This window comes from Pseudomonas sp. P4_C1 (assembly GCF_056402155.1).
The window spans coordinates 34973-47975 of the sequence record NZ_JBFUHY010000016.1; the positions used below are offsets into that span (position 1 = coordinate 34973).

The window sequence follows — 13003 nt, forward strand, 5'->3', positions numbered from 1 at the left end:
GCGAGCTTGCTCGCGATAGCGGACTGACATTCAACATCTATGTCGACTGATACACCGTCATCGCGAGCAAGCTCGCTCCCACAGGGGATTGTGTAGATCCGTCAGGCCAGGGTGGGCAGYGGCCCCAGCTTGCCTTTGTGGTAGATCATCGGCGTCACCGGTTGCGCGGGCAGGATCAGGTTCTTCACCGCGCCGACGATGATCGCGTGATCGCCGCCGTCGTATTCGCGCCACAGTTCGCACTCGATGATCGCCGTCGCCTTGGCGAGGATCGGATTGCCCAGTTCGCTCAAGTGCCACTCGATGCCTTTGGCCTTGTCCTTGCCTTTACCGGCGAAGGCATAGGCTTCGGCGGTCTGGTCGGCGGACAGCAGATGAATCGCGAACTGCTTGCTGTCGCGCAGCACCGGGTAGGTGTCGGAGCCGTAGTTGGGGCAGAACAGCACCAGTGCCGGGTCGATCGACAGCGCACTGAAGGCGCTGGCGGTGATGCCGACGATGCCGCCGGCCGGGTCCAGGGTGGTGACCACCGTGACCCCGGACGGGAACGAGCTCATCACGTCTTTGTAAATGCCGGGTTCGATCATTTTCCAGGACTCCTAGCGCATCACGAAGGGATCAGGCATCGGTGCCTGGGACAGGTTGATCCACACCGTTTTCAGCTCGGTGTAGGCCAGCACCGAATCGATGCCGCTTTCGCGTCCATAGCCGCTGTTCTTGAAGCCGCCGATCGGCGCCATGGCCGAGACCGCGCGATAGGTGTTGACCCAGATGATCCCCGAATGCACGTCCCGGGCCAGTCGATGGGCACGACCCAGGTCACGGGTCCAGATGCCGGCGGCGAGGCCGAACTGCGAGTCGTTGGCAATCGCCAGGGCTTCGGCTTCGTCCTTGAAACGGATGACCGAAGCCACCGGACCAAAGACTTCTTCCTGCATGATCTTCATCGAGTTGCGGTCGCATTCGAACAGCGTCGGTTCGTAGAACCAGCCGTCGCCCAGATTCTCCGGACGCTTGCCGCCCAGGCGCAGGCGCGCACCTTCGGCAATGGCGTCGGCCACCAGGCCTTCGACCACGGCCAGTTGTTGGGCGGTGGCCATCGGGCCCATTTCGCTGCTGTCGTCCTGGGGGTTGCCAATGCGGATGCGCCGGGCGCGTTCCACCAGACGGCCGACGAATTCGTCGTAGATCTCGTCCTGCACCAGCAGGCGCGAACCGGAGACGCAGCTCTGCCCGGAGGCGGCGTAGATCCCGGCGATGGCGCCGTTGATCGCGCTGTCGAGGTCGGCGTCGGCGAAGATGATGTTCGGCGATTTGCCTCCCAGTTCCAGCGACAGCTTGGCGAAGTTCTCCGCGCTGCTGCGCACCACATGCCGCGCCGTGGCCGCGCCGCCGGTGAAGGCGATCTTGCGGATCAGCGGATGGCGGGTGAGGGCGGCGCCGGTGCTCGGGCCATATCCGGTGACAACGTTGACCACCCCCGGCGGAATCCCGGCTTCCAGGGCCAGGCGCGCCAGTTCAAGAATCGTTGCCGAAGCGTGTTCCGACGGCTTGATCACGATGGTGTTGCCCGCGGCGAGGGCCGGGGCGAGTTTGATCGCGGTCAGGTACAGCGGGCTGTTCCACGGAATGATCGCGGCGACCACGCCCATGGCTTCGTGCACGGTGTAGGCAAACAGGTCCGGCTTGTCCAGCGGCAGGGTGCCGCCTTCGAGCTTGTCCGCCAGGCCTGCGGTGTAGTGGAAGAACTCCGGCAGATAGCCGACCTGGCCACGGGTTTCGCGGATCAGCTTGCCGTTGTCGCGGCTTTCCAGCTGCGCCAGTTGTTCTTTGTTTTCGGCGATCAGGTCGCCCAGGCGCCGCAGCAATTTACCGCGAGCGGTGGCGGTCAAACCGCGCCAGGCCGGGCTGTCGAAAGCCGATTGCGCTGCCTGCACGGCGCGCTCGACGTCGGCTTCGTCGGCATCGGGCAGTTCGGCCCAGGGTTCGGCCAGCGCCGGGTTGAGGCTTTCGAAGGTCTTGCCGGACAGGGCATCGACCCATTCACCGCCGATGCACATCTGGAAGCGTGCGAGTGTCATGCAACGATCCCCTTGATCTGGTTTTGTTTGGAGTGCGCGGCCTGCAGAAACTCCAGCAACAGCTGGTTGACCAGGCGCGGCGATTCTACGGGCATCATATGCCGTTGCTCGGCGAGGACGGCAACGGTCGCGCCGGGAATGCGTTCGGCCAGTTGCCGGGCCATTTCCGGGGTCGAGCCCGGGTCCAGTTCGCCGGTGGCGATCAGCGTCGGCACCTGGATGCTGGCCAGGTCGTCGGCGCGGTACATGTCCTGAGTGGCGAACAGCTCATAAGTGGTCAGGTAACCCTGGGGGTCATTGCCGGCCAGGGTCTGGCGAATCGCCGCGATCTGCGCCGGGTTGGCCGCCTGGTATTCACGGCTGAACCAGCGCGACAGCGCCGCTTCGGCATTGGCGTCCGGTCCGTGTTCGGCAGCCTGGCTGGTGCGGGCAATGACCCCGGCGCGCTGTTCGGCGCTGCGGTTGAACACGCTGTTGAGCACCACCAGGCCTTCCAGGCGTTGCGGGTAGTGCAGGGCAAACGCCCGCGCCACCAGCCCGCCCATGGAAAAACCGATCACCGTTGCCTTGGGCAATTGCAGGTGGTCGAGCAGCTCCAGCAACTGGTCGGCATAGCCGAGCAGCGGCGTGCCGCTTTCCGGGCGCGGGCTGGCGCCATGGCCGAGCATGTCGTAGGCGATGACGCGATACTGCGTGGCCAGGCCAACGATCTGGCCACCCCACATTTCTTTGTTCAGGCCCACGCCGTGGATCAAGACCACGGGCTGGCCTTGGCCGGTCGCCAGGTAACTGGTGCCAGCCGGGGTGAGTTCAGCGGTGAGCCGAATCATGGAGCGCTCCTGCAATGCCTTCTTGTTGTCGTTCTGCTGGCCGGTTACTGGGCTTTTTCGGCGGCCAGTTCTTCCAGGTCGATGTAACGGTTGCCGATGCGCGGGTGCAGGCGGCCGCCGTCGGCGCAACCCAGGACCACGACGATTTCGTCGGCACGCGGTGCGTCTTCGATCTGCATTTCCAGAGTGATGTAGTGCGAACGCAGGCCTTCGTCGTCCTTGTGCATCATCGGGATCTGAATCGAGGTGCCCGGGCCGCCGCGCTTGTTGGTGAAGCTCAGGTAGCTCTTGGCCTTGACCGCTTCGCGGTAATGGTTGCCGAAGCGCAAGGTGTGGATCACCGCCGAAGCGTGCTCGATTTCGCCATCGGCACCGACCACGGCAGCCTTGCCGTAAGCCTCGATTTTCTCGGCACCGCCGATGATGCCCACCAGGCGCTCGACCATCAGTGCGCCGAGGTCGGAGCAATTGGCGCGGATCTGTGGTTTGAGGTCTTCGACGAAACCGTTGCCCAGCCAGGGGTTCTTCATCACCACGGCCAGACCGACCATGGTCACGGGCTTATCGGTGGCTTTGCCGCCTTCGATAAAGGTTTCTTCGACATAGCTGACGATCTTGCGGATTTCGAAACTCATGAGCTGCTCCGTAGAGGTTTGGGTGTCTGTGCGTCTGATGGTATACCATAATATAGGAAGCACAAGACCCTGAAATGAGTTTCTGGTCGGATGGCGATGAAAAGGCGGCAGGGCGGGGGAAATGCGTCGTACGGGCCGCTCAAAAAAAACACAAAAAAAAACCCGGCTGTTCAGGCCGGGTCTTTCGTCGAGTCTTGCGGTACCGCCATGCATTCAGGCGTTGCGGCTTTCGATCAGGCGGTCGGAACCACCTTCGGCAACACGGTTGCCATTCAGATGATCGGAGCCGTCAGCAGCAACACGGTTGTCATTCAGGTGATCGGAGCCGTCAGCAGCAACGCGATTGCCATTCAGGTGATCAGAACCATCAGCCGCTACACGATTCTCGATCAGACGATCGGAGCCACCCTCGGCCACACGGCTTTCAATCAGACGATCCGAACCGCCTTCGGCGACAACTGGCTGAGCAGAAGTAGCGGCAAAAGCGTTCACTGCAAAAACCGAGAAAGCGATGCTGAGGAAGGTTTGGCGTTTCATGATGGTGTGCTCCGGGTTGTTATGGGTGGGTACGGAGCAGATGTTACGCCGTGGATTTTTTAAGAGAACTTCATTGAATCAATGGTGACTATCGACGCAGTCAATGGATCGCAGATCCCTGTGGGAGGGTGGGGTGTTAGCGAGAAATAAGCCCATGATCTATGGCGTATTTGACCAGCGCCGCCGGCTTGTCGATGTTGAGCTTGCGCCGAATGCTCAAGCGGTGTGTCTCCACCGTGCGCACGCTGATGTCCAGTTCCCGGGCCATTTCCTTGTTGTTCAACCCTTGCGCCATCTTCGACAGCACCTGGCTTTCCCTCGGGGTCAGTTCGTTGTCGGTGTTCCTGTCGGCGATCAGCCGCTGGGCGATTTCGGCGCTGTAGAAGGTTCCGCCGCTGCTGATGGCTTCGATGGCGGCGATGATTTCCCGTGACGGGGCGTTTTTCAGCACGTAGCCGCTGGCGCCGGAGCGCACCGATTCACTGACGTACTCGTAATTGTCGTACATGCTCAGCACCAGCACCTTGAGCGACGGGTATTGGCTGCGTAGCACGCGGGTCAGTTCCAGGCCGTTCATGTCCGGCAGGCTGATGTCGACCAGCAGCAGGTCCGGCTGGCAACGTCCGACCATCTCGATGGCTTCGGCGCCGTTTTCCGCTTCGCCGACCATTTCCAGGGGCGACATCACGGCCAGCAGCGCCTTGATGCCGTCGCGGACCAGGGAGTGATCGTCGACCAGGGCGACGCGGATCGGGGAGGGCAGGTTCATCGCAGCTGTTCACTCTTGTAGTTTTTGGGGCCGGGTCAGCGCTTTGCGCCAGGTTTCATCGGCAGCAGCACGTCCAGCTCGCTTCTGCCCGGCATCGAGATCAAATCGAAGCGTCCGCCAAAATGTTCGACGCGTTCGCGGATGTTACGCAAACCAATGCCGGCCTGACGACGTTCGACCTGGGCGACGTTGAAACCGATGCCGTCATCGACCACGGTCAGCCGCACCGATTGTTCGCAGCCGCGCAGGGTAATGGACACGCTCTTCGCCTGGGCGTGGCGTTCAATATTGGTCAGTCCTTCCTGGACGATGCGGAACAGTGCAACAGCCGCGCCGTCGACCAGTTGGCAGTCGAATTCATTTTCGTCATAGGTCACGCTCAGCCCGCTGCGCTGCTCGAATTCGGCGGCCAATTGGCCGATGGCCGCCGGCAGGCCGAGGGTGTCGAGCAAGGATGAGCGCAGGTCATGGGAGAGACTGCGGACTTCACCGATGGCATCGCCCAGGCGCTCGGTGGCTTCTTTTAACGTGTTCAAGCCCTTGTCGTTGGCCTGTCCGCGTTCCAGCAGATGGCTGGCCAGTTCGAACTGAAACTTGATCGAAACCAGCACCTGGCTGATGCCGTCGTGCAGTTCACGGGACACCCGGGATCGTTCTTCCTCCTGCAGGCTGACAATGCGCTGGGTCAGGCGCTGCAGTTTCTTGTCCGCCAGCCGGTGTTCGCTGACGTTGAGGGTCATGCCGGTGGCGAACACGAACAGCACCGCGACCAGGGCGACCACGGCAATCGCCATCATGGTCTTGCGGATGCCCATGGCCACTTCGGCACGGGCTTGCTGGGTGGCGCGCTCGACGTCTTCGAGGTAGATGCCGGTGCCGAGCATCCAGCCCCAGCGATCGAGCATCACCACGTAGGCGAGCTTGTCGGTCACCTGGCCGGAGGAGGGTTTGTTCCAGGCGTAGCGTTGAAAACCTTCGCCCGATTGTGCGCTTTTGAGCAGCGCCTGGATCACCGGCAGGCCGTGGGGATCTTTCATGTCCCACAGGTATTGGCCCACCAGTTCCGACTGGCGCGCATGCATCAGGCTGCGGCCTTCGTGGTCGTAGACGAAGAAGTAGCCGTTGATGCCGAAGCTGAGCTTGCGCAGTTCTTCCAGCACTTGTTGCTGGGCATGGGCATCGCCGTGGCCGTCGTCGTACAGCGGCTCGATCAGGCTTTTCGCCATTTCCACGTAGTTTTTCAGCTCCGCGCGCTTGCTCGCCAGAATGCTGTCTTCGATCAGTTGCGCCTGTTGATCGCCCAGTTGGCGGTTGAGGGAAATCACCAGCGCACAGATGACGGCAATGGCCAGCACCAGCGGCAGAATCCCGAGGGCGACGATCTTGTGTTTGAGCTGCATGTTGACTCCTGCCCGCGCGAAGGCTCGGGATCATATGCCAAAGATACCCTGGGCCTGTAGCGTTGCTGGACGGAATGACTGACGGCCGGGACACCATTCAATTGAAATGCAGAACCTGTGGGAGCGAGCTTGCTCGCGATGAGGGCGGCACATTCAGGAGTGATGTGACAGACAGTCCGCTATCGCGRGCAAGCTCGCTCCCACAGTTGATATGTGTCGGATGTGAAGTCTGTGTACACCCTCGCTCCCACAGGGGATCGGCGTGTTCTACGTAGAACTACGTAGACCTTACGTACGTAGTAACGCGGATTTATTTGTGGACGGCATGCGCAGATATTGGGCCAGCTCCGCACCGCGGACACAATTATAAAAATTACCGCCGCAGTCACCGGCTGTCGGCAGGAGACACGCTATGCCCCGTCTGGCTAAACACCTCGCCTGGTTTGCCGTGGCTGTCCTGGGAGCGATTGCGCTGAGTGTCGTGGCCCTGCGCCGCGGCGAAGCGATCAACGCCCTGTGGATCGTAGTCGCAGCCGTCGCCATCTACCTTGTTGCCTACCGCTACTACAGCCTGTTCATCGCCAATAAAGTGATGCAGCTCGATCCCAATCGGGCCACTCCGGCTGTGCTCAATAACGATGGTCTGGACTACGTGCCGACCAACAAACACGTACTTTTCGGTCACCACTTCGCGGCCATTGCCGGTGCAGGTCCGCTGGTCGGCCCGGTACTGGCGGCGCAAATGGGCTACCTGCCCGGCACGCTGTGGCTGATCGCCGGCGTGGTGCTGGCTGGTGCCGTGCAGGACTTCATGGTCCTGTTCATGTCCACCCGCCGCAATGGCCGCTCCCTGGGCGACATGGTTCGCGAGGAAATGGGCCGCATCCCCGGCACCATCGCGCTGTTCGGCTGCTTCCTGATCATGATCATCATCCTCGCGGTGCTGGCGCTGATCGTGGTGAAAGCCCTGGCCGAGAGCCCGTGGGGTATTTTCACGGTGATGGCGACCATCCCGATCGCGATGTTCATGGGCATCTACATGCGCTACATCCGCCCGGGTCGCATCGGTGAGATCTCGGTGATCGGCGTGCTGTTGCTGCTCGGCTCGATCTGGCTCGGCGGGCAGATTGCCGCGGATCCGGTGTGGGCCAAGGCCTTTACCTTTACCGGTCTGCAGATCACCTGGATGCTGATCGGCTACGGTTTTGTCGCGGCGGTGTTGCCGGTGTGGCTGATTCTGGCACCCCGTGACTACCTGTCGACCTTCCTGAAAATCGGCACCATCGTCGCCCTGGCCATCGGCATCCTGGTGACCATGCCCGAGCTGAAAATGCCGGCCCTGACCCAGTTCATCGACGGCACCGGCCCAGTGTGGAAGGGCGGGTTGTTCCCGTTCCTGTTCATCACTATCGCCTGTGGCGCGGTGTCGGGTTTCCATGCGCTGATCGCCTCCGGCACCACGCCGAAACTGCTCGCCAGTGAGGGGCATGCCCGTTACATCGGTTACGGCGGCATGCTGATGGAATCGTTCGTGGCGATCATGGCCATGGTCGCTGCGTCGGTCATCGATCCGGGCGTGTATTTCGCCATGAACAGCCCGGCGGCCGTGGTTGGCGCCGATGCGGTTGCCGTTGCGCAAACCGTCAGCAGTTGGGGCTTTGCGATTACCCCGGAAGCCCTGCAAGCGGTGGCCCACGACATCGGTGAAACCACGATTCTGGCCCGTGCCGGTGGTGCGCCGACCCTGGCGGTGGGGATCGCGCAGATCCTGCACCACGTCCTGCCGGGTGAGAACACCATGGCGTTCTGGTACCACTTCGCGATCCTGTTTGAAGCGCTGTTCATCCTCACTGCCGTGGACGCCGGCACCCGCGCCGGGCGTTTCATGCTCCAGGACCTGCTCGGTTCGTTCGTGCCAGCCCTGCGTCGCACCGAATCCTGGACCGCCAACCTGATTGCCACCGCCGGTTGCGTGGCCATGTGGGGTTATCTGCTGTATCAGGGCGTGATCGATCCATTGGGCGGCATCAACACCTTGTGGCCGCTGTTCGGCATCTCCAACCAGATGCTGGCCGGTATCGCGCTGATGCTCGCTACCGTGGTGCTGATCAAGATGAAGCGCCAGCGTTATGTCTGGGTCACCTTGCTGCCGGCGGTATGGTTGCTGATCTGCACTACCACCGCTGGCTTCATCAAGCTGTTCGATGCCAACCCGGCGATCGGCTTCCTCGCCCTGGCGAAGAAGTACAGCGATGCCCTGGCCAACGGTCAGGTGCTGGCCCCGGCCAAGGACATCACCCAGATGCAGCACGTGATCTTCAACGCCTACACCAACGCAACGCTGACCGCGCTGTTCCTGTTCGTGGTGTTCAGCATCCTGTTCTTCGCGCTCAAGGTCGGTATTGCCGCCTGGGGCACCAAGGAGCGTACGGATAAGGAAGCGCCATTCCACGCGCTGCCGGATGCCTGATCATGTTCAATGACCTGAGTCGCCTCGGCAAATACCTCGGTCAGGCCGCGCGCCTGATGGTCGGCATGCCCGACTACGACAACTACGTCGAGCATATGCAGAGCAAGCACCCGGATAAACCGGTGATGGACTACGAGGCGTTCTTCCGCGAACGCCAGGAGGCCCGTTACGGCAGTAAAGCCGGACCGAAGTGCTGTTGAGTGAAATAAAGAAACCGGCTGAACAGACTGTGTGAAAGCCACTGAAGGCCAACCCAACAAATGCCCCGACAAGTCGGGGCATTTGTTTTTGATCTTGGCAGACCGCGTTTTCACACGGTCTGTTCCGGTGCCGTTTGCATTTCGCAGTCCTGCTTCTTATCTTTCCTGGTGCACCAGCCTTTTATCAGTGGTGCACCAGGCTTCGACTGGAAATGCCGAGGGCCGTCTTCAACCTGGAATCGATGCACATAATTACTTGAATTTCACCAGCGCGAATGCAACTGCCCCCCAGATAACAATGATTCCCGATATCAAAATCTTGATTTTGAGAAGTTGTTTGAGGTGAGGCGGGAAATTCTTTACATCGTCAGGATCCATTTCACCAGTGCGAATTCCCGGCCCTGGCCATATCACCATTCCTGTGATTTTTGCCACCAACATGAGTCGCCCAAACCATCCTTGTTGTCGCAAACTCGCTCCCCAAACAACAATATGTCGACTATTTTCCAAAGCTTTCAACATGGAATCCAGATGACGCATCAAGTAAAGGCTGTAGGCAAAAGTACCAATACTCAACAGGAATGGCCCACCCACAACCAAAATGACAACCCAGAGACTCCAGGCGTTGATCACCGTTGCTTGGCCTCATACAGTTTCTCGCCCAGGAACTCTCCTGCAACACCTCCAGCTTCAGAGCCCACCCATGCACCAGCCCCTACTATGGCCGCAACGCAGATAACTCCTCCAATCCCTGTGGATACCCCAAGCGCCAAGCAAACAGGGCCGCTAGCTATATATGCCAACTCTCCACCTCTATGACCACCGATTGTCGACAACACAAATTTTCCTCCCTCCGTAAAAATGACAAATAAATCGGTCCCATTTTCGGCCCATACTCCTCCAGACTGCTATGTAGGTGACACCACAATTGGTCAAATTCAAATGGCGGAGGAACCCGATGCAACCGCCTTGTTGCAACGGTGCACCGGGCTACGGCTGGAAGTGCCGAGGACTACTTCAACTTGGAAAATCGTCCGTTGAGTTATCTGAATTTCAGTAGAGCGTAGGTAATCGCCATCCAACTTAGGGTAATGATCGTCATTACTACGTTAATCATCAGGAGACGCTTCAGGTGGGGCGGGAAGTTTTCGATATCGATAGGGTTCACATCACCGAGACGTATATACGCCCTCGGTCGTACTACCATCCCGGCAATTTTAGTGATCAGTACAAATCCCCCAAACCAGCCTTGCCCCCGCCATCCTGGCCCCCAAATGAAAATGTAGCGACTGTTTTTCAAGGCTTCCATCATGGCATCCAGATGACGGCGGCTCAGGTACAGGCAGTAAGCGATGTTCATAGCCGCCAGCAGAATTGGACCGCCAGCGACAGTAACTGCAATCCACGGGGACCAAGTGTCGATGCTGGTCATGGCTGTCTTACTTCAAACATTTTCTCACCTACGAATTCGCCCCCCATACCACCCGCTTCTGTCCCCACCCACGCGCTAATCCCTACCACGGCCCCAACGCAGATAACACCACCTATTGCCGTGGTAACCCCAAGCGCAAGGCAAATAGAGCCACTAATCAAAGGAGCTCCTGCCCCACCCGCAATCCCACCAATGGTAGACCCTACAAATTTTCCTCCTTCAGTAAATTTCACCTTCTCACAAGCCGCTCCAGAGTCACCAACACACACTTCCTGAACAGCCAGCAACGACGAAACCCCGCCAATGCCAATGCCGATATACCCCCCTGCACTCATGTACTTGGCCGCCCGACTAACCGCATTCACATGAGTGGCATAACCCGGAATCTGTCCCGGCGCTCCGGCCTTGTCCCAGTGGTGCACCAGACTGCGACTGGAAATACCGAGCGCCGTTTTCAACTTGGGATGATCACCCAATGTCGTGTAGCCACGCAGGCGAGTGGAGTTCAGCAAGTGGGCGTCCAGCTGCGCGAGCAGCCGTTGGCGTTCGGCGAAGAACTGCGGCGATCGCAGGTGGCCGTGCTGGCGATAGCTGTCCTGATGCAGGCGTTCCATCGCTTGCAGGGTGTCGCGCAGTCGGGTCAGGTGTTTTTCCATCATCGCCGCGCTGACGCCAAGCCAGGTCGGAGTCTCGCCGGTAAAACTGGCGATTTCAGCCGCGTGGCGGAACATGAACTCGGCTTCTTCCGGCGTCAGGGGATCGAGTGCCGATTTGACCTGCTGCGCGGCCTGCATCAGCTGCGCTTCCTGATAGGTGCAGGAGGTGTTGTTCGGATCGCTCAGCACGATCAGCGAACCGGCCTTGATATCGCCTTGCTCAGGATTGAGCGCTCGAAACTTGCGCATCACGCCCGGGTCGGGCGTAGGGAAAAGCGTCGCCTCCAGGGCTTCGCGGGTCATGCTTTTGGGCACCACATAGAAGCCCGGTTCTTGAGGGTCTACGCGGGCGAATATGACAGGCGCCGGTGGGTACGAAGGGGCGAAACCAGGCTGACGTGGCGTGGCCGGTTGACTGGTTGCCGCACTGGAAACGGGTTGCACAACGCTCCTGTCCGTTCGCGGTGCGGAGTTAGCGTTGCGATAGGTCGCCGTGACCACCGAGGGGATCAGTCGGGCCTTGCAGGGGCAATCGCTGTGGCTGTCCAGCGTGCCCGCCATGGCTTTGCCATGACTGATCATGTGCGAAATGCCACCGACAATTTTGTAAGTCTTGCCGTCCTTGCCACAGGTGACTCGATCACCTTCGCGGGCATGGGCAATGCCGTACATCATAATCCGGGTGTCACCATCCAGGACCTTGCCGCCACAGGTGGTCTTGTCATGCAGGCCAATGAAATGTCCTTCGTTCATTGATGTTCTTCCTCCTTGATGGAAGGCAGAAAGCCCTCGGCCATCGGCACACCTTCACGCCCCACCAACAAACAACCGTCTTGTAAGGTGTTGATGACCTCGTCGCCATTGCAGAGACGGCTGCCGACCAGCGCTAAATGGCTATTCCCTTGACCCGCGCCCGTGACGATCTGCGCCGTACGCCCATCGGCGTACAGGACGTAATCGCCTTTCTGTGCCGCACGTACTTTCTGACCGCTGTCCAATGTGAACGTCAGCGGCGATGTCGCTTGCTGGACTACCCCGCCATCGCGGGTTTGGCTACCTTCGGTTGCAAATCGATAAACGGCGCGAGTGGGATGAGCTTCTACGTAAGCCTGCTGCTGGCGAACAACCGCCAGAGCTTCGTCGCAAAAGTGCGCAAGTCGTTCTTCTGTGAAATGGGGGGCGTCAAGACTGCAGAGAAACTCAGGAGAAACTTCGTTGGTATACAAGGGGTGCACAGGTGCATTCATTTGCAACTTCCTTATCGTCATCGGTTTGAGTTGCCTTTCCTTCTCATCTCGGCAGAAGCGCTGAGCAGAGGGAATATTGGGCGACGACGAATAAGACRGTGGGACGCGTGCTGAAAGCAATCCAACGGCATAGCCAAAATGAACGAATAGGAATTTTCGCAATAACAAACAACCCATTTCCTACAGGGAAATTACACAGGCTGCGTGAAAACATAGCAATCTGCGGGACATCTCCCTAGATGTAAGTCATAAAGAAAATTGCTCCGTATCTTTCGATACGGAGCAATTTCTTTGAGCACCGTGCAAATTGCAGGTTTTCACACAGTCTGTGAACAGCCGGTTTTTTTTTGAGTGCAGGAACGCCCTGAATGGCTCAGGCCGCGTGGTAATCCGAATCGTCGCTGCCACTTTTGTCCCGGGGCATGGACGCATTGCCAACGTTTCGTTCATGAGTCTCATGATCCGGCCGGGCGATCTTGAGCGCCCGGTCGGCGACCTTGGCGTTATGCATCAGGCGACAGAACACGGCGGCGACGATGATCGACAGCAATGACCAGATGACAATGACTTTGAGGAGCATGGCGAAACCTCTCGCGGCAAACAATTCTTACGAACGCCCGCGTCCTTGCAGCAAAGGCTACCTATCCATTGTGGCAGGTGTTCATGATCTTGCATTTCCTTGCAGATTTGAACTGTTTATCAGCTATCTACCAAGATGAAGCGACAGTTTCCCGGACCGGTACTTT

The 13003-nt window shown here is 59.3% G+C and carries 14 protein-coding genes; 2 read left to right on the forward strand and 12 right to left on the reverse strand.

Annotated features, from left to right (window positions below; translation table 11 throughout):
* Positions 1 to 101: 101 nt before the first annotated feature.
* The 7 genes from AC1DU9_RS12845 to AC1DU9_RS12875 form a co-directional block, all read right to left on the reverse strand.
* Positions 102 to 587 carry a flavin reductase family protein gene (locus AC1DU9_RS12845; RefSeq protein WP_223463125.1) on the reverse strand — a complete coding sequence of 162 codons (486 nt, stop codon included), beginning with the start codon at positions 585 to 587 and terminating at the stop codon, positions 102 to 104.
* 12 nt (positions 588 to 599) lie between these two features.
* The gene (locus tag AC1DU9_RS12850) at positions 600 to 2081 is read right to left on the reverse strand and encodes an aldehyde dehydrogenase (RefSeq protein WP_223463124.1); all 1482 of its coding nucleotides are present in this window, start codon (positions 2079 to 2081) and stop codon (positions 600 to 602) included.
* Entirely contained in the window at positions 2078 to 2911 is an 834-nt protein-coding gene (locus AC1DU9_RS12855; protein ID WP_477810248.1) for an alpha/beta fold hydrolase, read from the reverse strand. Before AC1DU9_RS12855 ends, AC1DU9_RS12850 begins: the two co-directional genes overlap by 4 nt.
* A gap of 44 nt (positions 2912 to 2955) precedes the next feature.
* Positions 2956 to 3546, reverse strand: coding sequence for an amino acid synthesis family protein (locus AC1DU9_RS12860; protein ID WP_007978708.1), 591 nt, complete (start codon positions 3544 to 3546; stop codon positions 2956 to 2958).
* A 213-nt stretch (positions 3547 to 3759) separates the two neighbouring features.
* On the reverse strand, positions 3760 to 4083 hold the full coding sequence (locus AC1DU9_RS12865; protein WP_477810249.1) for a hypothetical protein: 324 nt from the start codon (positions 4081 to 4083) through the stop codon (positions 3760 to 3762).
* Positions 4084 to 4219: 136 nt separating this feature from the next.
* The gene (locus AC1DU9_RS12870) at positions 4220 to 4852 is read right to left on the reverse strand and encodes a response regulator (protein ID WP_057396633.1); all 633 of its coding nucleotides are present in this window, start codon (positions 4850 to 4852) and stop codon (positions 4220 to 4222) included.
* Between the two features lie 35 nt (positions 4853 to 4887).
* Entirely contained in the window at positions 4888 to 6252 is a 1365-nt protein-coding gene (locus AC1DU9_RS12875; RefSeq protein ID WP_477810250.1) for a cache domain-containing protein, read from the reverse strand.
* 412 nt (positions 6253 to 6664) lie between these two features.
* Here AC1DU9_RS12875 and AC1DU9_RS12880 point away from each other — a divergent pair, with 412 nt between their 5' ends.
* Both AC1DU9_RS12880 and AC1DU9_RS12885 read left to right on the forward strand, forming a co-directional pair.
* Positions 6665 to 8722 carry a carbon starvation CstA family protein gene (locus AC1DU9_RS12880; protein ID WP_457266078.1) on the forward strand — a complete coding sequence of 686 codons (2058 nt, stop codon included), beginning with the start codon at positions 6665 to 6667 and terminating at the stop codon, positions 8720 to 8722.
* A gap of 2 nt (positions 8723 to 8724) precedes the next feature.
* Entirely contained in the window at positions 8725 to 8922 is a 198-nt protein-coding gene (locus tag AC1DU9_RS12885) for a YbdD/YjiX family protein (protein ID WP_008051268.1), read from the forward strand.
* A 252-nt stretch (positions 8923 to 9174) separates the two neighbouring features.
* On the opposite strand, the gene AC1DU9_RS12890 is transcribed toward AC1DU9_RS12885, so the two are convergent.
* The 5 genes from AC1DU9_RS12890 to AC1DU9_RS12910 all read right to left on the reverse strand — a co-directional run bounded on the left by AC1DU9_RS12890 (position 9175) and on the right by AC1DU9_RS12910 (position 12837).
* The gene (locus AC1DU9_RS12890) at positions 9175 to 9555 is read right to left on the reverse strand and encodes a hypothetical protein (protein ID WP_223463119.1); all 381 of its coding nucleotides are present in this window, start codon (positions 9553 to 9555) and stop codon (positions 9175 to 9177) included.
* Between the two features lie 409 nt (positions 9556 to 9964).
* Positions 9965 to 10354 carry a hypothetical protein gene (locus AC1DU9_RS12895; RefSeq protein ID WP_477810251.1) on the reverse strand — a complete coding sequence of 130 codons (390 nt, stop codon included), beginning with the start codon at positions 10352 to 10354 and terminating at the stop codon, positions 9965 to 9967.
* Positions 10351 to 11763: a PAAR domain-containing protein gene (locus AC1DU9_RS12900; RefSeq protein WP_477810252.1), complete on the reverse strand. Its 1413-nt coding sequence runs from the start codon at positions 11761 to 11763 to the stop codon at positions 10351 to 10353. The genes AC1DU9_RS12895 and AC1DU9_RS12900 overlap by 4 nt, the downstream gene beginning before the upstream one ends.
* Positions 11760 to 12257, reverse strand: a complete 498-nt coding sequence (locus AC1DU9_RS12905) for a hypothetical protein (RefSeq protein WP_223457357.1) — start codon at positions 12255 to 12257, stop codon at positions 11760 to 11762. The genes AC1DU9_RS12900 and AC1DU9_RS12905 overlap by 4 nt, the downstream gene beginning before the upstream one ends.
* Before the next feature lie 373 nt (positions 12258 to 12630).
* Positions 12631 to 12837 carry a hypothetical protein gene (locus AC1DU9_RS12910; RefSeq protein WP_223457359.1) on the reverse strand — a complete coding sequence of 69 codons (207 nt, stop codon included), beginning with the start codon at positions 12835 to 12837 and terminating at the stop codon, positions 12631 to 12633.
* Positions 12838 to 13003 lie beyond the last annotated feature (166 nt).